The 21,232-nt window shown below is 50.3% G+C and carries 12 protein-coding genes and 1 tRNA gene; 3 read left to right on the top strand and 10 right to left on the bottom strand.

The features are described from left to right. Nucleotides 1–25 precede the first annotated feature (25 nt). Nucleotides 26–1,237, top strand: coding sequence for a 2,3-bisphosphoglycerate-independent phosphoglycerate mutase (locus Pla110_RS16655; RefSeq protein ID WP_144997278.1), 1,212 nt, complete (start codon nucleotides 26–28; stop codon nucleotides 1,235–1,237). A 195-nt stretch (nucleotides 1,238–1,432) separates the two neighbouring features. Beyond that, nucleotides 1,433–2,974 carry a sulfatase family protein gene (locus Pla110_RS16650; protein ID WP_231742529.1) on the top strand — a complete coding sequence of 514 codons (1,542 nt, stop codon included), beginning with the start codon at nucleotides 1,433–1,435 and terminating at the stop codon, nucleotides 2,972–2,974. 160 nt (nucleotides 2,975–3,134) lie between these two features. Here Pla110_RS16650 and Pla110_RS16645 read toward each other — a convergent pair whose 3' ends face one another. The 7 genes from Pla110_RS16645 to Pla110_RS16615 form a co-directional block, all read right to left on the bottom strand. Continuing rightward, nucleotides 3,135–3,833, bottom strand: coding sequence for a hypothetical protein (locus tag Pla110_RS16645; RefSeq protein WP_144997274.1), 699 nt, complete (start codon nucleotides 3,831–3,833; stop codon nucleotides 3,135–3,137). Nucleotides 3,834–3,940: 107 nt separating this feature from the next. Further along, on the bottom strand, nucleotides 3,941–4,648 hold the full coding sequence (locus Pla110_RS16640) for a hypothetical protein (RefSeq protein ID WP_144997272.1): 708 nt from the start codon (nucleotides 4,646–4,648) through the stop codon (nucleotides 3,941–3,943). A gap of 111 nt (nucleotides 4,649–4,759) precedes the next feature. Further along, nucleotides 4,760–5,218, bottom strand: a complete 459-nt coding sequence (locus Pla110_RS16635) for a DUF2752 domain-containing protein (RefSeq protein WP_144997270.1) — start codon at nucleotides 5,216–5,218, stop codon at nucleotides 4,760–4,762. Nucleotides 5,219–5,491: 273 nt separating this feature from the next. After that, a complete protein-coding gene (locus Pla110_RS16630) occupies nucleotides 5,492–6,976 on the bottom strand; it encodes a DUF1501 domain-containing protein (protein ID WP_231742528.1) in 1,485 nt (494 codons plus the stop codon). Nucleotides 6,977–7,044: 68 nt separating this feature from the next. Next, nucleotides 7,045–9,741 (bottom strand): PSD1 and planctomycete cytochrome C domain-containing protein, encoded by a 2,697-nt coding sequence (locus Pla110_RS16625; RefSeq protein WP_144997268.1) that lies wholly within the window; start codon nucleotides 9,739–9,741, stop codon nucleotides 7,045–7,047. Between the two features lie 252 nt (nucleotides 9,742–9,993). Then, nucleotides 9,994–12,786 carry a cytochrome c biogenesis protein gene (locus tag Pla110_RS16620; RefSeq protein ID WP_144997266.1) on the bottom strand — a complete coding sequence of 931 codons (2,793 nt, stop codon included), beginning with the start codon at nucleotides 12,784–12,786 and terminating at the stop codon, nucleotides 9,994–9,996. A 105-nt stretch (nucleotides 12,787–12,891) separates the two neighbouring features. Further along, a complete protein-coding gene (locus Pla110_RS16615) occupies nucleotides 12,892–15,111 on the bottom strand; it encodes a cytochrome c biogenesis protein ResB (protein WP_144997264.1) in 2,220 nt (739 codons plus the stop codon). Between the two features lie 757 nt (nucleotides 15,112–15,868). Between Pla110_RS16615 and Pla110_RS16610 the strand changes: the two genes are divergently transcribed. Continuing rightward, nucleotides 15,869–17,671: a trypsin-like peptidase domain-containing protein gene (locus Pla110_RS16610; protein WP_144997262.1), complete on the top strand. Its 1,803-nt coding sequence runs from the start codon at nucleotides 15,869–15,871 to the stop codon at nucleotides 17,669–17,671. Nucleotides 17,672–17,685: 14 nt separating this feature from the next. Here the strand turns inward: Pla110_RS16610 and Pla110_RS16605 are convergent, their stop codons facing one another. The 3 genes from Pla110_RS16605 to Pla110_RS16595 all read right to left on the bottom strand — a co-directional run bounded on the left by Pla110_RS16605 (nucleotide 17,686) and on the right by Pla110_RS16595 (nucleotide 21,008). Beyond that, entirely contained in the window at nucleotides 17,686–18,570 is an 885-nt protein-coding gene (locus tag Pla110_RS16605; RefSeq protein ID WP_144997260.1) for an alpha/beta fold hydrolase, read from the bottom strand. 330 nt (nucleotides 18,571–18,900) lie between these two features. Beyond that, complete coding sequence (gene tig / locus Pla110_RS16600; RefSeq protein ID WP_144997258.1) at nucleotides 18,901–20,358, bottom strand: trigger factor; 1,458 nt, start codon at nucleotides 20,356–20,358, stop codon at nucleotides 18,901–18,903. Nucleotides 20,359–20,935: 577 nt separating this feature from the next. Further along, a tRNA-Gly gene (locus Pla110_RS16595) sits at nucleotides 20,936–21,008 on the bottom strand. Between the last annotated feature and the right edge of the window lie 224 nt (nucleotides 21,009–21,232).

The following is a 21,232-nucleotide window of genomic DNA, read 5'->3' as shown; positions in this document are numbered from 1 at the left end:
TTATTTGAAAAAGAGAGAAGATCGGATGACGACTGACATTCAGGACTTAATGTTTCAACTGCAGAAGAAAAACGATTCCAAAATCGTGATGTATATCGCCGATGGCCTTGGAGGATTGCCTCAGGAACCGGGCGGAAAAACAGAACTGGAAACGGCCGCCACGCCGAATCTCGATAAACTTGCCCAGCGGGGAACGCTTGGCCTGAGTACCCCTGTTCTTCCGGGCATCACTCCTGGAAGCGGACCGGGCCATCTCGGTTTGTTTGGATATGATCCCCTGACCTTCAATATTGGCCGGGGTGTGCTCGAAGCACTCGGAATCGATTTTGACCTCGGACCTAACGATGTTGCCATTCGCGGAAACTTCTGCACGATTGATAACGACGGCAAAATCACCGACCGCCGGGCTGGAAGAATTGCCAGCGATATCGGCGCCAAGCTGTGTGAAAAACTGGACCAGATCGAGATCCCCGGAGTCGAAGTTTTCGTCAAGCCAGTTAAAGAGTACCGTCTCGTGATCGTCTTCCGCGGCGAAGGCCTTGGAGGTCACGTTAACGACACTGACCCGCAGCGAACGGGTATCCCTCCGTTGAAAGCAGAGGGCAAAGACGCGGCGTCTGAAAAGACCGCCGAGATTTGCAATCTATTCATCGAAAAGGCTCGCGAAGTCTTGAAAGAAGATGCACCCGCCAACTTGCTGACGTTACGCGGCATCGCCAAAAAACCGGACATCCCTACTTACGAAGAGGTCTACGGTTTGAAATCAGGAGCCATCGCCGTTTATCCGATGTATCGCGGTTTGGCGCGACTCGTTGGAATGGACGTGCTTGATGCAGGACAGACCATTGATGATCAGATGAAATGTCTGAAAGAGAATTGGGATAAATTCGACTTCTTCTTCATTCACTTCAAATACACCGACTCGACGGGCGAAGATGGTAACTTCGATGCCAAGGTCAAACGTACGGAAGAATTTGATGCGGGCCTCGCGAAAATCGAAGCCCTCAACCCGACGGTGATTATTGTCTCGGGCGACCATAGCACGCCTAGTAAAATGAAGGCCCATAGCTGGCATCCCGTCCCCTTGCTTTTGGCGGCGGATCGCTGTCGGTTCGATGGTTCGACCGGCTTCAGCGAATCAGAATGCCGAAAAGGTGGGTTGGGGCAAATCCAGGCGAAATACATTATGTCACTCGCCATGGCAAGTGCCGACCGACTTGAAAAATACGGCGCTTAATTCTTTATGACCGTAAAACTGCTCTATCTGAAAAGCCTCTCTGGAAATGGAGAGGCTTTTCTTTTGGGCCGTTCCTGATTTTCAGTGGACGAACCCCGCGTTGAATTGCCTATACTGGAATAGGTGTAACAAGTTTACCTCTGATAACCTCACCTCAAAATGTGTCCTATTCTCTTCAGGAAAAGAGCCTTCATCATGCGTTCAATGATATCGTTACTTTCGGGGGTCGGCCTTGTGCTGACGGGTTTTGCTTTCGCATATTCCGCGGAAACCGAATCCAATTTAAAACTGGAAGCAAACGGCAGCGGAGACCAGATGAATGTGATTTACATCCTGGCCGATGATCACCGGTATGACGTGATGGGATTTCTCGATCACCCCTTTGTGCAGACTCCAGTCATGGACTCGATGGCAGAGAAGGGGGTTTATTTCAAAAACGCCTTCGTGACGACATCGCTCTGTTCTCCTTCCCGGGCATCCATCTTAACGGGGCAGTACATGCACCAGCATGGTGTTGTGGATAACAATAATCTCGCCCGACCAGGTACTGTTTTCTTTCCGCAATACCTGCAGCAAGTGGGTTACCAGACCGCCTTCATCGGTAAGTGGCACATGGGGGGGCATTCCGATGATCCCCGCCCCGGGTTTGATCACTGGGTTAGTTTTAAAGGACAGGGGCATTACAATCCGCCCGAAAAAAGTCTGTGGACACTCAACGTCAACGGGAAGTCTGTTCCGCAGGAAGGTTATATTACCGATGAATTAACCGACTACGCCGTGAATTGGCTGAAGGAAGAAAGGGACGACTCCAAACCCTTCTGCATGTATCTGTCTCATAAGGCCGTGCATGGAATGTTCTATCCTGCTGAACGCCATGCGGGACGTTATAAAGATGAGAAGATGCCGGTTCCATCCACCATGGCTAATACGGATGAAAATTATGCTGGCAAACCGATGTGGTTAAAAAACCAGAGAAACAGCTGGCATGGCGTCGACTTCGCTTACCATCAGGACACGAATATCGAAGAGCACTACCAGCTCTACTGTGAAGCATTGCTGGCCGTGGACGAGAGTATCGGTCGTGTCTGGAGTTATGTGAAAGAAGCCGGACTCGAAGATAATACGCTCATTATCTATATGGGCGACAATGGTTTTCAGTGGGGTGAGCATGGATTAATCGACAAGCGAACGGCCTATGAAGCTTCGATGCGGGTTCCCATGCTGGCCTATTGCCCCAGTAAATTTCCGGCAGGGACGGTGGTAGATGAAGTCGTGGCGAATATTGATATCGCTCCAACGATACTGGCCGCTGCTGGACTGAAATCTCCTCCACAAATGGATGGACGTAGTTTTCTCGGAATGGTTGCAGGAGAAGAGGAAACCGAAAAATGGCGAGACTATTTACTGTATGAATATTATTGGGAATGGAATTTCCCACATACACCAACGACATTCGCGATACGAGGCGATCGATACAAGTTCATTCAGTACCACGGTATCTGGGATACCGATGAGCTTTACGACTTACAGAACGATCCTGACGAAAAAGAGAATCTGGTCAACAAACCGGAGCATAAAGAACTAGTTCGCGATCTACGGATTCGGTTGCATGAACTATTAGCCACAACGGGGGGCGACCAAGTTCCCTTTGGTCGCAAGATGGGTTCCGGGGCCAATCTTCGGAACAGAGAAGGATCGAACGCGGCCGATTTCCCTGAGGATGTATTCCCCGAGTAATTTAAACTCGCTCATTCCAAGTCTCCATAAAAAAAGCAGGTTCTCCTCTAATGAGAACCTGCTTTTTTCTATTCAGTGACATCACGCTGCTGAGATATTTTACACGATTCAACCACAGTTTCTGTTTGTTATAGAGCCAGTGAAATCGAGACCCAGAATGTTACATAGCGTGGGGGATATCGTCGCCGTTGTAATATTCGTAGAAGAGGCGACCGAGTTCTTCGCTGAGGCGGGATAGATATTCAGCCTTGAAGGTCTGGTAGCTGACTTCATCCGTGCTGCGAGCAGCCATCAGCGGGAAGACGGAGATTAATTCCTTGGAGTAGATTTTTTCACCATCTTCGAAATCTTCATCCATTTTGTAAACAGAAACCATACCTTCTGCCCGACCTCGATACAGCTGATGGCTATGTTTTTCCAACAGACTGAATTCGTGCAGGTCGACGTAAATGACGTAAGTACATTGATAATAAGTACCTAGTTCTGTGGGGCGGTCCCATTCCGGGTTTTTGTCCATCCAGTCGTGAACAAGTTGCGGGTTCACTGTTTGAATACGATGCTCGTGAAGTCGGCCCGAGAAGTATTTACTCAACTCGTGATCGACCCGATCCATGTCGTATTGAATCTCTTTCGCCGCACTGATCATGACCGCGACGGTGACATCTTTGTCGGTCATGGAATTCCCCGTCTGTTCGTCGAAGTCGGGGGCGATAGATGGAGGACCACCAATCAGATACCCAAGCAGGATGAAGTAGTTGCAGCCCGATAGGAACACACAACTCGACAGGCTCGTTACGATCAACAGTGATCGAAAACGGGACTGAGGGGAGAAAAGACGGTTATGAAAATACTGGAACATGACGCGATCCTTCGCGGTCTGGTACGTATTCGATATTAAATAACGTGGTATTAAAGAAACAGTGAGTTCAACCGGCCCACTGCGACACGACACAGTGGTTCCCGGAATTAGTAAATTACTTCACTGGCCTTATGATTGTAAAACTGTTGAGCGATCTGCTCGCTGACCCGGTCGAGGTACTGTTTACGAAATGTCTTTTCGGAAATACGATCGGACTGAACCGGATAGATATCGGGATACTTTGAGACGAGTTCCCGGTGATAGACTTCGACTGCGCGACTGGATCCGCTGAACTCTCGCATTTCGTAAGCTCGGATCATGCCGGTCGAACGACCTCGCAGCAGATTGGCGCTGTTTTCTTCAAGATAGCTGAATTCGTCGATGTCGACAGTGATGACATATTTTGCGTCGAATTCCAGAGCCAGCATGGTGGGGTCATCGATGACACCCAGGTTGTCATCAAACCAGCGGGCGACATCGTTGGGATTAACGATTGTTATGTTTTCCCGTTTGAGTCGACGAGAAATTCCGTCGAGCATGTCGATGTTCAAAGATGGGTAATCGCTGGAGATCGAATCCGGTGTGGAGCAGATAACGATGACTTTTTCATCTGTCTTCTTCAGATTCACTGCAGACTGGGACGTGAAAGAACATGTTAACTCGGGATCGCCGAATAACATTTTTCCGCCCATGACGAATAGCGAGCAACCGGATAGCAGCGACGTAAAGAGTCCCAGCAACAACAGCAGACTCAATGTTCTGCAAGGAGAAGAACGATAGGTTCTTCTTTGATGGTTTTGAAGTCCGTCATCCATGACGAGTCTAAGTCTCCCGCGAATTCACTGAAAAGTTCATCCTTGAACGATCTTTGAATTTGCAATATGGCTGATGTCATCGGGATGAACGGAGTGCAGGTCTGATAGAAATCAGATCAACAAACGAACGGCCCATTGCAACAGACTGCTGGAACAGATCAGAATCATCAGGATTAAAACAGCCCGGTCCGGGTTTTCGATTTTCCAGAGGTGTCGTCGAGCAATACTCACCCAGCACCAGGGGATAATCAAAACACAAATAGTGGCCAATAGTAGCCCCGCCGGATTAGCAGAATAGGCGGCGACAAAATTTCCGCGAACGAAGTTCGAGAAACTGGTCGTCATCCCACAACTGGGACAAGGAATGCCCATTACAACCTTCATGGTGCAGGGGGGTAAACCAAGTTGTTGATGGGTGCCGGATCCACTGGGATGGGGAGCCAGATAAATGGCCATCGCGAATCCCAATATCAGTAACAGGCTCCAGGCTGCTAATAGCAGCTGGCCCCATGTGCCAATAGGATATTCGCGAATTTCCAGGTCGTCCTGTGAATTCTGAATTGTTGACATTTCGGATTGAGTAGAGAGAGAGGGGCGTTAATTAACGGTTCTACGAATCTGTTGCAAGACCGATTTGTGAGTCTCGAGAACAGAAACCAGGGCCGATTCGAAATTGGCCGCCAGTCAGATACATTATTATGCACCCTCATCCGAAGAATGAGAAGCCCTTGCCGGAAGAGAAGTTAGCATTTGTGACGGAAGCCCAGGGAGCTTCTCGAAGTGACCTATATTGCCAGGGAGTTGAAAAAGTAATACCCCAGTCAAAAAAAGAACGACGGTTACTTACGCAATAATTTCTTCGACAACCCGGCAGGGGCGTTTGTCGGTCAAAGTTTGTTGTAAACCGTTGTAGCGGAAACTCAGTTTTTCGTGATTGAGACCGAACAGTTTCAGCAAAGTCGCGTGATAATCGTTCGGGCTGACTTTATCAGTGACTGCTTTATGGCCGAACTCGTCGGTTTCACCGAAAGTCATTCCTCCCTTAATTCCGCCACCGGCCAGCCAGGTACTGAAACCCTGCCCGTTATGATCGCGGCCCGCTTTGGAGGGGTCGCCATGATTTTCGGTAACGGGAAGCCGGCCGATTTCGCCACCCCAATGAACGAGAGTCGTATCCAGCAATCCGCGCTGCTTCAAGTCTTTGATGAGTGCCGCAGCGGGTTTGTCCGTCTTGCCACAGCAGGAGCGAAGGCTGGAGTCGATGCTGGAGTGATTGTCCCAGATTTGTCCGGCAATAAAGAGTTGCACAAACCGAACTCCTCGTTCAACCAGACGGCGGGCAATCAGGCACCGTTTACCGTATTCATCAGTCGCATCTTCTCCGATGCCATACATTTCCAATGTCGTTTTCGTCTCTTGTGATAGGTCGAGCGCTTCCGAAGCGGCATCCTGCATGCGAGCGGCAAGTTCGTAACTGGCGATGCGGGCTTCCAAATCGGATTCGCCGGGATGTGTTTCCAGGTGTTTGGCATTCAGCTTCTGGAGTAATTCCATATTCTGTCGTTGAACTTCGCCCTGCAAATGGACAGGCGGGTTCAGATTGAAAATTCGCGGTTCTTTGGGACGAATGACGGTTCCTTGAAACAGGGGTGGCATCCAACCGTTAGACCAGTTCCGCACACCATCCACAGGATGTCCACCAGGATCGGTCATGACGACATAAGCAGGCAGGTTTTTAGATTCGCTCCCCAGTCCATAGGTGAGCCAGGAACCCAGGGCGGGACGTCCCGGCTGGGACTTACCCGTGTTCATTGACCAGATGGAAGGTTCGTGTCCATTAATGTCGGTGTGCATCGATCGGATCAGGCAGACATCGTCGATGACTTCCGCCAGGTTGGGAAGAAGTTCCGAAAGTTCGGTACCACATTCTCCCCGCGGAGCGAATTTGAACGAACTTCCTTTCAGCTTTTTCGATGCCCGGTTGATAAAGCTGTAAGATACGTCTCCCTTGTACTCTGTGTCATGAAATTTCGTCAGCATCGGTTTAGGATCGGTCAAATCCATATGGCTCGGACCGCCGTGCATGAATAGCGAAATCATCGACTGTGCCCGGGGTTCCAGATTGGGCTGCTTTGGAGTCAGGTCGAATTTGTCCTGTTGGACGAACGGTGCGATTTCCTCATTCGCGAGCAGATTCTCCTGCTGCAGCATGGTAGCCAGAGCCACGCCACCGATACCCATGGCATTGCGTGCCAGAAACTGGCGACGGCTTTGAAACAGAGAAGAGCCGGAAATTGATGGAGTTTCATTCTGCAAAGGTGCAGTCATGGTCGTCGCCTGATTTAAAAGAATGATAAGGGCCGCTTCACGAAGGTGTTTGTCGTAGTAGAAATTCGTTAGTCGACGTACATGAAACCATTGGAACTGAAGATAGCCTGGCAGAAATCGATCAGTGCCTGCTTCTCTGGAGTTTCGTAAGGATGGTTCGGATCCTGATTTTCCGGAGGGTGTTCGGTCAACCAAGCCTGTTGTTGTTCCAGGAATGCGAGTGCGGTCGCTTCAGTTTCCGCATCCATCGTTTCCGACATAGATCGTTTCCAGGCTTCTTGAATTTGCATTTTGGAATTTTGTGGAAACTCTGCCAACAGCTGTTCGGCCATGATGGTCGAGGTTTCCAGGGAGAAGTCGCTGTTCATCATTAAGAGAGCCTGAGGAGCGACTGTTGAGACAGTCCGTTTCTCACAGTTGACCACAATTTGGGGCGCATCGAAGGTGCGTAACATTGTGTGAGGTTTACTGCGAATCGCTTGTACGTAGACACTCCGTCGGAATTCTTCGCCATAGAGAGGAACATCTTCGCCCGGCCGATTGGAAGGAGCTTTCTTGTCGACGCCCAGGACAATCTGGCCGACATCGTTTTCTTTCACAGGGATTGGTTCACCATACATACGACGGTTAAACGAACCCGCTGACGCCAACATGGAATCGCGAATCGCTTCCGCATCGAGGCGATACAGTGGCTTTTTCCAGTAATGGAAGTTTTCTGGATCTTTTTCAATGCCTTTGTTGTGGCTCTGTGAACTTTGTTTGTAGACAGTTGAAGTCATGATCAGTCGGTGCATCTGTTTGATGTCCCAACCTGTTTGCATGAATTCGTCAGCCAGCCAGTCCAGCAATTCTGGGTGATCCGGAGCGACACCGAGGCGACCGAAATCACCAGGAGTCGCAACAATGGGACGACCGAAGTGGTGCATCCAGATGCGGTTGACCATCACGCGGGCGACTAATGGGTGTTTGCCGCTGGTAAGCCATTTGGCGTAGGCCAGACGGCGCCCGGTCATCGGTCGCGATTCCTCGTTGGGGGAGATATTGACAGCACCACCATCGGTTACAGAGATGGCCAGTGCGGCCGGTTGAACTTCATCCGTCGGTTGCGTCGGTTCGCCTCGATGAAAGACGTGAGTCTTGGGAATCTGTCCTGCAATTTCATTTAAAACAGGGACAAAATCCTGAAACGGTTTCTTAGCTCGAACCGTTTCAATTTCAGCCGCCTGCTTTTTCAAGTCTTCCGCCGCTTCCGTGTTGTACTGATACAGATTACCGGGCGAGATATTGACGGAAGGATATTTCTTGTAGAACGCGACCTCTTCTTCGGTCCGTTCACCAGCTGGTTTGTAGTAGATCGTTTTCAGCTTTTCCCGGAGTTCCTCCGGATGGTTTAATAGCTCTTTTTCGAGAGCCGCATCCATGTATTCTTTCTGTTTGGCATTTCGCTGGACAGTGAGTTCCTGTGCCTGTTTTTCAATGTCGGCAGCTGCCTGGATTTGTTCGTCGGTATACAACGAAACGAGTCGTTGATCCGGAGTTCGCCAGTTTTCCCGGTTGAGGGCAGGTTCCAGAATCGCTCGGAAGCGGTAGTAGTCTTTCTGCGAGATGGGGTCGTAACGATGGTCATGGCACTGAGCACAACCAACAGAGAGACCAATCAGAGAGGTCGACATGATCTTGATCGTATCGGCCATCACGATGTTACGATGTTCTTCGGTGTTGAATCCGCCAATGTTCGTACCATCAGCCGCCATGCGCAGGAAACCAGTTGCCGCCAGTAAATCCTGTTGTTCACCCGTCAGGTTCTGGTAGGGAGACGGGACGAACTCATCACCCGCCAATTGTTCTACGACCAACTCGTCGAACGGTTTGTTTTCATTGAATGATTTAATGATGTAATCGCGGTACTTGTACGCAAAGGGGCGGACACGGTCCTGCTCGGTCATGCCATCTGAATCAGCGTAGCCCGCGACATCCAGCCAGTGTCGTCCCCATCGTTCCCCATAGTGGGGCGTCGCAAGATAACGTTCGACCATTTGCTCATAGGCCTCAGGGGACTCGTCGTTAAGGAACTGATTCAACTCAGCTTCGGTCGGTTGCAGACCGGTCAGATCGAGAGCAACACGGCGAATTAAAGTTTCTTTACGAGCGATGTCGGAGAATGTCAGGCCTTTGGGCGTCATGCTGGCCATCAGTAACGCATCGATGTCGGTCTGTACCTGTTCGGGAGCAGAGAGTTGATCTAGCGCAGGAGTGGCCGGTCGTTCAATTGGTTGAAAGGACCAATGCTCGCGGTCTTCAGGAGCGATGCCAATTCCCTCGGGAATCTCTTCAGGTTCAGGACGTGCAGTCAGTGCCCCCGCGGCAATCCATTTTCGCAATGTATCTATTTCGTCCTGGCTGACATGGGCATCGCCGGGTGGCATTTCACCAGACTCAATTCGCATGAGCAGATAACTTGAATCGGGATCGCCTGGTTCCAATGCCGCTCCGGATTCTCCACCTTCTAAAGCGAACCGTTTCAGTCGAAGATCGAGGCCCCCTTTGGTACTTTCTTCCGAGGCACCATGGCAATCGAAACAATGCGCGCGAAAGATGGGCCGAATGTCTCGTTCAAAAGTGGGCGGTTCTTCTTCAGCGACGGCCACGTTCATTTGGGAAAGTGGGCCGGTTAGCAAAAGCAGACTCGCGAACAGCAATCGGCTGAACATCGAAGAGCTGAACGACGAACGGCATGGAGATGCAGAATCGAAACAGGAAAGCATCAGGTTAACCTTCAGGTAGAAGATCAGGCGGGAACTCGGTTGAGTTAACAGGCGAGGGGTGAACGCAAGGCAGGAATGCGATTGGGGATCGCATCAAAGGTTGGTGATCTATTAATTCTGACAGAAAAAAAGAGGTCCCACAAGTGTTGAATGCTGTAGGACCTCTGTCGTCAGGTTTTTTCCCGGTCAGGGAGAATTTGCTATGGACTTTTGGCAATCACTGGTTTCATCGGCAGTGACCCTCCAGAGGGACTATTTGGACGTTGTTTCCAGTTCTGGTTTCTCCTCTTCCGGAGAGGGGGGAACAGCGGCGGCGCTTCCGGAATCGAGCAAATGGGTTTCCATGAAATAGCGACTACCGGCCGCGACGACCAATAACAGGTTCAACAGCACGGCGGCGATGACATATTCCAACCCACCCGCACCCGTGGCGTAGCTGTGCAGTCCGACGGCGGTAGGGGCATTGGAGCCGGTTAACCAACCGTGGATTTGAGGTAGAACGAAGTTCACTCCGTACCAGGACATGAGAATGGCATTAAAGCAGAGTACACCGCCAATGTTGGTTCCCAACGTTCCGACCCAGCCAGCGAATCGACCGTGCAGCACGACCAGATAGACGAGCAGGGAAATTAAGGCCCAAACTTCTTTTGGGTCCCAGTCCCAGAATCGGCCCCAGGAAACATCGGCCCAAAGCCCACCGAGAATCGTACCCGCAGCGAGTAACAACACGGCGACTTGCATTGCCTTGTAGGTGTAATTCGCAAGGGTAGAAACTTCCTGCGGTGGTCGCCGTTTGGATGTTTCGAGATGTTTATCACCCGATCCGAAACCAGTCACATTCTTCTTCAATGAAGCGGCAACGACCGAGGGATTCATTGCTTTTTTCGCCTGTTTCATTCGCGAAGAAAATGATTCCTTAGGTGCCCCTGCGGTCGCGGTTCCGGGTTTTCGGTAACTGCCGACCAGATAGTAGAGCAGAGCGAGATTCCCAAGGCCCCAGGCGAGGGCGCCTGCACCGTAACTGGAAACGATCGTCAGAACGTGAATCGTCAACCAGTAGTTATTTCTCAGAACTGCGGCGATGGAGCCAATACGTGGGTTTAGAATATCTGGGCTACGCACGCCGACGAAGTAAGCGAGCATCATTCCCAGACAAGCGACTGGCAATGCTCCCAGCAGGAAGAAGCGACGGTCGAAGGCTTGTGTCCAGGTTTGGTCATTCCAGGATTTGAAGGAGGCTGGAACCGTAATCAATCCACCCACTAAAGCAATGACGGCCCGCGGGAAGTACCAGGCAGAAAGTAGGACAGTAGAGATTCCCGTTATCCAGACACCGAGTTCTCCGAAGGAAAACACGTGATTGAAAATCGGAGGATAGAGATCGATGATCTTGAAGGTCGTATTACTATTCGTCAGGAACCACACGATCCCGACAAATCCAGTGACTTGCAACAGGAGCGCGATGGCCCGGAAAATAGACATGGAAGAATCGGTTTTTGACTCTTTTTGTTCCGGCGTCGATTTGCGGAAAGAAAAGGGAAGCCGTGTAGCATCCCAGCTTTTCTTTAAACCCGGCCAGAGGAACGGAAGCAAGCAGAACCAGAGTCCCAGAATGGCCACCACATAGGATACCCAGACGACAGTCTCGTACATATTGGTGACTGGGGGGCGACCGCTGATGACGATCCGTAGAAAGAACCCCCACGTCGAGTAAACGATTGCGCCGATGGTGGTAATCAAAGCCAGTGTATAGACGAGTCGTTCCTTACGAACCATCATTGACAGCACCGTGATGATGATCGCGACGAGGAAGTAAATCCAAGCCGAGCGGAACGGTTGCGATTTGTTGTATTTCATTTCCCAATTCGTCGAGCCTTCTGCGGGATAGGCCGAAGAGGCGATGACTGACTGGTCGATTTCGAGCGGTTGATAAATATTCCAAATCTGGTCATTGAACAAACCAAAGTCCATCGATTTCGCTTCGGGAGGAGTCAGTTCCACCCGCTTTTCTTCCATCACTCCTGCGAGTCGACGTACTTCCTGTTCGAAGTTAATCATCGCCTTGGAGAATTCGTTGGCATCATTAGCGTCGTATGCAGTCCTAGTCGCGTTGAACGATTCTTCCAAGTCTTTGACACCGACGAGGACTTCTTCGCGAGAGGCATGTGCTTTTGCCAGTTGAGGGAAATGTGCGGGAGGATAAACGCCACCCATCTCGACAACCCAGGAAAGAAGCGACTGCTGGCCTTCTTCTTCGTTAGGAACCACACTGTCAGCCATTAATGCTGCGACGGTGACGTCGGGATGAGTTGCCCAATCTTCACGGTTGAGGAAGGCTCCCAGAGATACCCAATGTTTCAAACGGTCATCCGGATTTAACGCGGCAGTGACTGTGCGAGGATCGAGACCCGGTACGATATATAAGTTTCGCGCTTCTCGAACGGTCAGGAAGGTTTGCAAATGTTTGTAAAGCTCTGCGACTTTCGCGTTGATGCGTCGATCTTCAACCGTGTCACCAACCTGATCGGGTTGTTTTTCCTGTTTACTGGCGGTGTCGAGGTCACGGATCCGTTGCTGAAAATCTTCGGACCAGAAAACAGGTTTTCCCTGTTCCATGGACTTGTCCCAGTCCATCAAATCTCGGACCGAGACATACGTCCCTTTTTCTTCTAGAACAGAATTTTCTGTGTTTAGAATATTACGCAATGGACGGAAGCTACAGGAAAGAATTTTTCGGTTTAACCATTCTTCCGGATCTGCGATCCAGGCGTAGAAAAGTTCCGGAGCTTTGTATTTGATTCCCGATTCGGGATCTTCCCATTTAGCACGACCGGTGACCAGTGTGACGACTTCCTCGGCGAAGGTATCGATCGGTTTAATACGACCTTCATCAAGTACCGGGATTCGTTGCCAGGCAGACCAGTCAAAATCGACATGCGCAGAGGCAGCACCTTCGTCGCCGCGAACGTTGTCGGTCTCCATCCCTGTGATGAATAGAGTCGAGAGAAGAATCAATAATGAAGAAAATCGCTTCAAATTAAGCATCGCAAACAACCTCAATGGGGTAGTGCGGGTTTCGTTATAGGCAATGTGGCAAGTTGAATCTGCTGTAAAAAGATCGATTGAGGTTTTACCTCGGAGATCAACGGATCAAACCGAAACAGGTTCCTCTTCACTGGGTTGAGGAACAGATTCGCCTGCTTGTTCTGCTGTAACATTCTGTTTGTGTGTGCGTTTAAAGAAATACGCTCGCATGTAGAACATTAGAAAAATTCCCAACGTAATCAGAGCCGAACCTAAATATTTAACCGGACGACCTGGGTCGTAATTCACGCGGAAGATTGAACCATAAAAAGCTCGAGCGGGAGGGTCGGGTGGGAGGTAGTTCTCCTGAAAGAACCGTAACGGTCGACCTTCCAGATCAGGATAGTCGAGCGGTTCGTTCATTGTGATGACATGTAATGCCGCCTCGTCGTGTGAAGCAATCCATTCCTCACGTTTCTCTTCAGGCAGTTCTTCATATTCTTTGAAGAGGGAAGTGAACAGGCCTTTTCTCGTTTCGTTAATTTGAGTGGAGAGGACCTGTCGTTGGGCGGGATTGGATTCGGCCTCCAGTTGTTCCTGAAGGTCCGTAATTTCCGCTCGGTTGCGTACGTCCAGTTGCAGCAGATGGCTGGTGTAATTGGCAGCCATGCTGGTTCCCGGATCGACGTCGAGATCGAAGTCGAGCAGTTTCATCGCGAAACCGACGTCAGTTTGTCTTACATTGTAAGAGACGTTCAACCCTTCGCCGTCGCCCAGATCGGTCCGGTGAATTTGTGACCGACCCGCTTCGACCCACGGAGAGGGGAGATTTTGACCGAGCCAGAACTCGTCTGTTTTGGTTTGGTTATCTTCTTTCCAGGTGACGCGGACTTTTATTCGTTTGGACTGTCCGTCTGCCTCTTTGCTGAATTCAACCGGAAAAACGTCCCAGGATTTATCGTTGTCTTCATCGGGAGTGAGAAAACGGTTGAGTCGCATCGACCAGACGTTCTTGCCCCCCCCCATTGACCAAGTGTCAATCGACTCATTGACGTTGAGGTCTCCGGCACCGACAACCATTTTGGTTCCCTTCTGCCAGACACGATAAGCGAGCTTATTATCGGGCCCCATCAAAATGTCAACACGCCCCTCCATCTCCGGGTGATAATATTCGACGTAGAAATCATCCGGACGAGTGACGATGGTGTTCACCGGGTACCGCGCCAAGCGGACGATGCGGTATTCCTTGGGTTTTCCCTCTTCTGATTCCGAAGGCTCGGTGATTAATAGCTCGACAGCGGGCATTTGTGGCTGGTCACTCTGGGAGACGAATTCGCCAGTCGTCGTCAGCAGGCGCAAATCAAGTGTAGGAGCGAAACCAAGGAGTTCGAGCTGCAGGCCATTATCGAGTTCGTAAGGCCCTTCTTCTTTTTCCTTCAAGCGTTGAAGTTCGGCGACATTGATGTGGTAGACCTCGCCTTCCGACCAGACGGCCAGAACGCCATCACCCGCGACGAATCGCTGTGGTCGGGCTTCCTGAAAACGTTTGAGATCCTTGGGATCCTCCGTTTTCCACATCAGGACATTTCCCATACCTCCAAACGGGGCTTCCGCGAAGGGACGCCCTTCCTGCCATTCGAGGTCGATATCCATTTCCGCACCGATAACCTCCTGGCTGAAAGTCAGGTCGAGGAAAGGGAGCTGGTGTACTTCGCTGGCGGAATAGTAGTTGACGACATCAATCTGATAGTTATCGCTCTTATAAATACTCAGAGGGTCATGTTCCCACTCTTCCGACGACCAACCAAATCGTTCGGACAGTTTCTGGCTGAACGGTTTGTCGTGGTAAGAATTCCAGTTAAACGGACCCAAGGGGATTATCTGCGTGAAAGTTTCAGGGTGATCAGGGAGGCCATCGATTTGAAGGTAACCCGATTCGTCCAAGTCGATTGCCATCTGGCTGGAGTCATCGAGGAAGACGAGCATCTGCGAGTTCAAGCTACCCATAAAACTAATAGCCGAACCTCCCAAGAGGACGAGCAGGCCGATGTGGGTGACAACAAACCCGGTCTGGTGCCGTTTCCAAGGATACCTGATCGAAGCAGCACAAAAGATGTTGATTGCAAGCAGGGACAGCAATCCGGCAAATGCGCCGGAGTGATAGAGGTACCACTGGACCGCTTTGGTTCCCAGGTGCGCTTCGACAAACGTCGCGTATGCCAGCACAATCGCTAATGACAGAATGAGAATCACAGCCAGTTTAAGAGAGGCTAGAAATTCATACAGCCAGAGTAGCGAACGAACAGGCAGGGGCTGGGAAGAATCGTATATTTTCGGGCGGGCCATGCAGACGTCTCGTCGGATGGTTCGGGGTAGGAAGGGAGCCACTAACGATTGAAACTGTGCCAGATATCTATTCAAAAAGACAGTATGGCATCTTCGTGAAAATCGTCAGTACTCGAGTGCCAAGCCTGATGGAGAATTGGCGTAGGAGGATGGTCGAGCTCTTTCTTGCGACCAGTTCGGCAATTGACCGAGAATATGCGGCGGAAAGCGAGCTCAAGTTATCTATTATAGTCCGCCCGAAGCCGTGAGGTACACAACCTCTCTGGAGATGAGCGTCGTTTTTTCTAAATCGGGAATAACTTGCCCGACTATCTGTTCATATTGTCAGTCTCTCTTTAATAGTTGAAAAACAGGCAAAATTAGAGAAGATCTGGCACGGCATCTGCAGTTTTTGTTTGGTAATTGAGAGAAAAATGATTTTTCTCCTCAAGTCGGATGGATTCAATGGATTTGAATTCATTCAAAACCCTAATAACACAGACGATCGCAGTGATCGGAGCATGGATTGCTCAACAAGCACCTCAGTAGCCCACCCACAAATTCCTGAGGTGTTTTTGTAAAATTGGCAATAGTTTTTTGTCAATCTTACAATGAAGGCACGGAAGCCAAACAGTTTGTCCTGATTCTCAGCCTGCCCGGTTGAGGACGGCTGATATTTTGCTGCCCGCTTTTTGTCTGAGACTTTCTCTGCTCCCACTGTCCCCTCAGATTCGGTGAGACGAAGCCATGACGCTTCTGATTCACCACGACAAAGGGAGTGCCAGCCATTAAAGCTCAACGGATTCTTGTCTCGACCCTCATTATCGGACTCTGTACGACTTCTCTCTACGCTATCGAAGACGATGTCATCGACAAGATGGAACGTAGGAATATTGTCCTCGAATTTTCCGCCACCTGGTGTGGACCTTGTCGCAAAATCGCACCGATGGTTTCCAAACTGGTTCGAGATGGATATCCAATCCAGAAGGTCGACGCCGACAAGAACTCAGGCCTGATGAACAGAATGGGCGTAAATGCTCTGCCTTGCTTCGTCCTGCTGGTCGACGGCAAAATCAAACAACGACAACTGTATTACAGCGGGGAAGGGTTTCAGCAGACATTGCAGGAAATGCTGGCCACAGCAACGACCGCGCGTGATAATAATCTGCAAAAGTACAAAGCACTCGCAGAAGTGAACGGTGAAAAGCGATCTCTTGATGGGGCGACTTCTTCATCTGGAAATTCAGCAGGACACGAAATCAAGTTTGTTGTGAATGAAGAGTCTAACAACGCGTTTGATTTTGGATCCTTTGGTTTAGGTGCCAAGGAAAAACCGGCCTCCGTCACTGCTCAGGCTGTTCGTCCGGAATCGGACCTGGCAGCCACCGAGACTGCTGTCGATTTTTCACAAGGGGCGATCTCAACTGTACGAATTCGAGTTAGCGATGGAGGGGGAGTCAACTTTGGAACTGGTACCATTATCTCCAGCTCTAATCAGAAAACATATATTCTCTCCTGCGGTCATATCTTCCGTGGTTTGAAGCAGGGAGAAGAAGTCGAAGTTGACGTGTTTTACCAAGGGAAACCACGCACTCTCAAAGCGAAGCTGGTTAACTACGACGCGGAAGCAGTCGACCTTGGATTGCTTTATCTCCAGTTTAATTATGAGTTTCCCACATCACCTGTAGCTTCTCTAACCAGCCTGCCGGTTCCACAGGAAGAAGTTTGCAGTATTGGCTGTGGTGGTGGCGAACTGCCAACTCAGATTAAAATGGAAGTCACACAGTTGAACCGCTATGAAGGTCCAGACACGATTGAATGCACGACCGTACCCGAGCGGGGACGTTCTGGTGGCGGACTGTTTACTTCGGGAGGAGAATTGGTGGGTGTCTGTATCTGTGCCCAACCGGAAGATCAACGGGGCATCTACACAAGCTTGAAGCCTATCTATCGATTCCTTGACCAATCTCAGGTTTCGTTCCTGCATCCCGCAACAATTGAAACGGAAAGCGTGATTGCCGATACACCCGCACCTTCCAGCTTTCCTTCGTTGGAAGAGAATTTGCCTTCGCAACAAATGAGGGGGGGCGATCCGTTTGGGAATCTGGCCGAGGGATCTCAGCCCAATGCGAATGTCGCGAACACGATGCCACAGCCCGGGTCCCGGGAGATGGAACTGTTGCAGCAAGCCTTGGCTCAATCCGGAAACTCCGAGATCATTTGCCTGGTTCGCCCCAATGGCGATCCCAACGCGGAACCTCGAATTGTATTAATTAACAAGGCGACTCCGAAACTGATTAATTACTTGAACCACAATCCACAACCAACCAAGATTCCCGCGATGCATCAGGTCCCCGCAGTGCAAAATGTCCCCGCAGTGCAGAATGTTCCCGCAATGAACAATCCTTTTACCTCAGGCGCTCAGAATCTTCCCTCAACTGGAGATCTGACACAGGCTGCTCCGCAGACAACTGCCCTCCCTCAGGATCGTTATTTACCAGCATTGGATACAAACAATCCTTTTGCTGATGCCCCAGTAATGAAAAATTCTCCCTGGTCGAAGCAGAACTTTGGTCAATAGGCTGATTGAAGGATTCAGGATACCGTCGGTTGAGTAGGAGCTACCTGCTTAAGCGGATCATCGAGAGGCAACTCGATCCAACTTTGGATCGAGTTGCAGGTCTGTTCCCAATCGGCTTCGTTCAGAAGTTCATGCTTATGACCCGCGAAAAGTTTGCCCTCGCATGGGACACGACCCATCTCGTTAATCATAGACAGCCAACTCATCGCAGATTCTGCATTGACGAGAGAGTCGTTCTCAGCCTGATATAAGAGAGTCGGCACTTGAATGCGATCGGCTTTCACCCAGACGTCGTGCAGTGCTTGCTGACATTCAAAGAAGAGTCCTGCGCTGATGCTTTCACTACTTAACGGGTCGTAGGCTCGCCGCGCAGCCGCTGCGGGGTTGCTGGTCGTTTCGGTGGGTTTGATTTCTGTCGCGAAGAGAGTTCGGGGAGCTAGATGATAAAGTAGCTTTCCCATGTACCATTTCCACACGGGTGGTTTACGGACCATCCCCAGGAATGGGGAGAGCAGAATCATCCGTTGACTGGCCTGTGTGTGAATTTGAGCATCCCGAGCGGTAATTAACCCCCCCAGACTATGGCCGATCATGGTTAAATGTTCGGGGGCCAGTTTGAAATGCTGGCGAATGGCGTGCAGGTCAGAACAGAAGTTGTCAAAGCGATCGACATGCATTCGAGGACCTTCGGATTGTCCGTGCCCCCGTAAGTCGTGGATGATGACATTCCAGCCCTGAAGGGCGAAGTGCATACCAAAGTGTTCATAGCGTCCTCCATGTTCGGAAAGTCCGTGAGTGAAGAGAAGCGTTCGACGGGTTAGTTCAGAGACGGCGTGAAAATGCCGCACCAGCAACTTTGTGCCGTCGAAGGACTCGACCGGGTAGATGTCAATTTTCATCTTTCCGTCCTCATCATCTTGCCGTCCTGTTCATTTCTGCTCCCAACGGTATGAATCTCTCTAGATCCTGTCCAGGATAAGTGTGGCGGCTATCGGTCCCTAAAAGCCCTTAAATACAGCAGGCTACGCCGCCAGAACACGCTACGGTTAACCGGAATGCGCTCTAGCGTAAACCATTTCAGTAGGGCGAATTTTGCCGGTAACAATCACGCTTTAAAAAACGCGTTCCTTTGTTCCACCCTCACACTTATCTTGGGCAAGAACTAAGCATAAAAAAACGACTGGAATAAATTCCAGTCGTTTCGTTGGTTTAAGAGTCGAGCAACGAGATTATTCGTCGTCGCCTTCGGCTTCTTCCTCTTCAACCGCGTCAGCAATCGTGCCTGCGATAGGACGGGCCACAGCGGTGATGGAGTTGTCTGTATCCGGTTTTTTGTCGGTGTCGACGAACTCAGCTTTGCTCAAAATGACGTCGATCGCTTTACGCTCACGAATCTGAGCATCGAGGTTTTCAATCGCCCCCGATTTAACCAGTCGAGAACGAGCACGACGGGGATTTTCGCCCGACTGCATCGCCATCAGCTGGATTTCCATGTCGATCTCGGCCATCTCGACGTTGATGTCTTCGTGCGTGGCGATCCGGTCGAGAACAAAGTGTTCTTTCAGAGCCTGACGAGTCGAAGTCAGTGCGTTTTGACGGAGTTGATTCTCGTGAGCCTGAATTTCCTGACGGGTGAAACCAGCCTGCTGCATTTCGAGGATTTCTCGACGCAGAGCGTTTTCGACCTGACGGAGAACGAGGTTTTCAGGAAGGTCCCAGTCGGCGGATTCGGTGATTTTCTCGAGAACCTGTCGGCGGGTTGCCTGACGTTGTTCGTAAGTTCGCTGGCGTTCCAGTGTGTCGGCAACCTGTTTGCGGAAGGTTTCGATATCTGGGAAGCCAATGCGAGTTGCCAGTTCGTCATCCACATCGGGAGTTTCGGTCTGGTGGACGCTGGTGATTTTGAAGGTTGCCTTCAGCGTTTCGCCACGCAGTTCCACTTTTTCCGCTTCGTCGGATATTTTAATATCCGTTTCGACTTTGTCGCCCGCTTTGGAGCCACTGACGAGTTTTTCGAAGTCTTTCAGCTCGGCATCGTGGAAGCGAAGCGTCGAACGAACCTGCAGACGAAGGTCCGTCATTTTGTTGATGACTTCACCCTCTTTGGCGAATTCGACAGAGCAGACAATGGTGTCGCCTCCAGCGACTTCGCCGTCTTTTTCAGATGATTCGCCGTACTGTTCGGCGTATCGTTTCATGAAAGCGTTGATGTCTTCGTCAGAGATTTCCCAGTTGGGTCGCTCGATTTTCAGACCTTCGTAGTTCGGCAGATCGAAGTCAGGACGAACTTCGACGTCGAATTCATACTCGAAATCACCCTCTTCGGGGATGTCCAGAGTTTCGACATCGATATCGGGCTCGTTAATCGGATCGAATTCGTTCTCTTCCGAAATCTGTTCCAGACTTTCAACGAGTAATTTTTGTTTGACCTGGTCAGTCAGTTCCGTTTTGAAACGTTTACGGACGAGATCCGCAGGAACGTGGCCTACGCGGAAACCGGGGATTGCGGCGGTATTGGATAACTCCTTAACCGACTCGTCGATAGCGAGATCAATATCATCTCGTTTGATTTTGACGGAGATGTGTTTACGGCAAGGTCCCGCATTCTCGATTTTGACATCGAGATCGAGTTTCGGCTTTTCGGCGACAGCACCTTCAGTCGGGGTCGTTTCTTCTTCGGAAGTCATGCGTGCATTCCTTCAGGAGCGGCAACGGTGATCGTGTTTCGCACGAGCTGACATCAATACCGTTGAACGATCGTGGATCCTGGATAGTTCTTCTGGATGATTATGGGATAACAGAAAGCCAACAGTCTGCGTTCAAGCGACTGGCTGTCTCTCACAACATGGTTGACTCTCTGAGTAGTGTATCAACTGAAAGATACATCGAGTGGAACAATACTGTTAATCAACATCTGCGGGCCGATGGCGGAAAAGTCACTTCCCGATGCCTGACCTGAAAATCAGACCGGGGAATACCTAAAGCCAACCCGCAGGGAGGGACAGTAATATTCAATACCTTGGAGAGGTTGTAAGCGGCAGGATTAACTCTGCAACAGGCCTGTCGTTTGGCCGCGCGAACCGTCGATTCTCGCTGCCGATTACTACTCGAAAAAACTTTGTTAAGAGTTTACGGGTAGTCTGAGATTATACAGACTGAGAATAATATCAAAACCGGCGGAGGGCTTATTCTCGATGGAAAACCGGGCAAAGTAGCCAGATTAACGTTCGAGGGGGCTGCTCCTGCGAACAGTCCATAAAAAAGAGCGGGTGAAGGGATTCGAACCCTCGACAACCACGTTGGCAACGTGGTGCTCTACCAACTGAGCTACACCCGCAAGAAATAACAAATTGTTACTGCACGCATTATGTCAAATCGTTCGGGAGGGTCAAGCGTGAAGCCGACCTATTTTTGCCCTGATTTTAGTTTTACATGAACCCTGGATTCCTACAATTGACATGATTGATATCTCTCGACCGGTGTGAGTCCCATTTGGACCGTAAGACAAGTTGCGATGAGGGCTTCGGTTAATTAATCAGGCTCGTCACGTTCCATTCGATA

Origin of the sequence: Polystyrenella longa (assembly GCF_007750395.1) — a bacterium.
GTDB classification, from domain to species: Bacteria; Planctomycetota; Planctomycetia; order Planctomycetales; family Planctomycetaceae; genus Polystyrenella; species Polystyrenella longa.
Note: the sequence above shows the minus strand (reverse complement) of the source record. Positions and strands in the feature narration are given on the sequence as shown.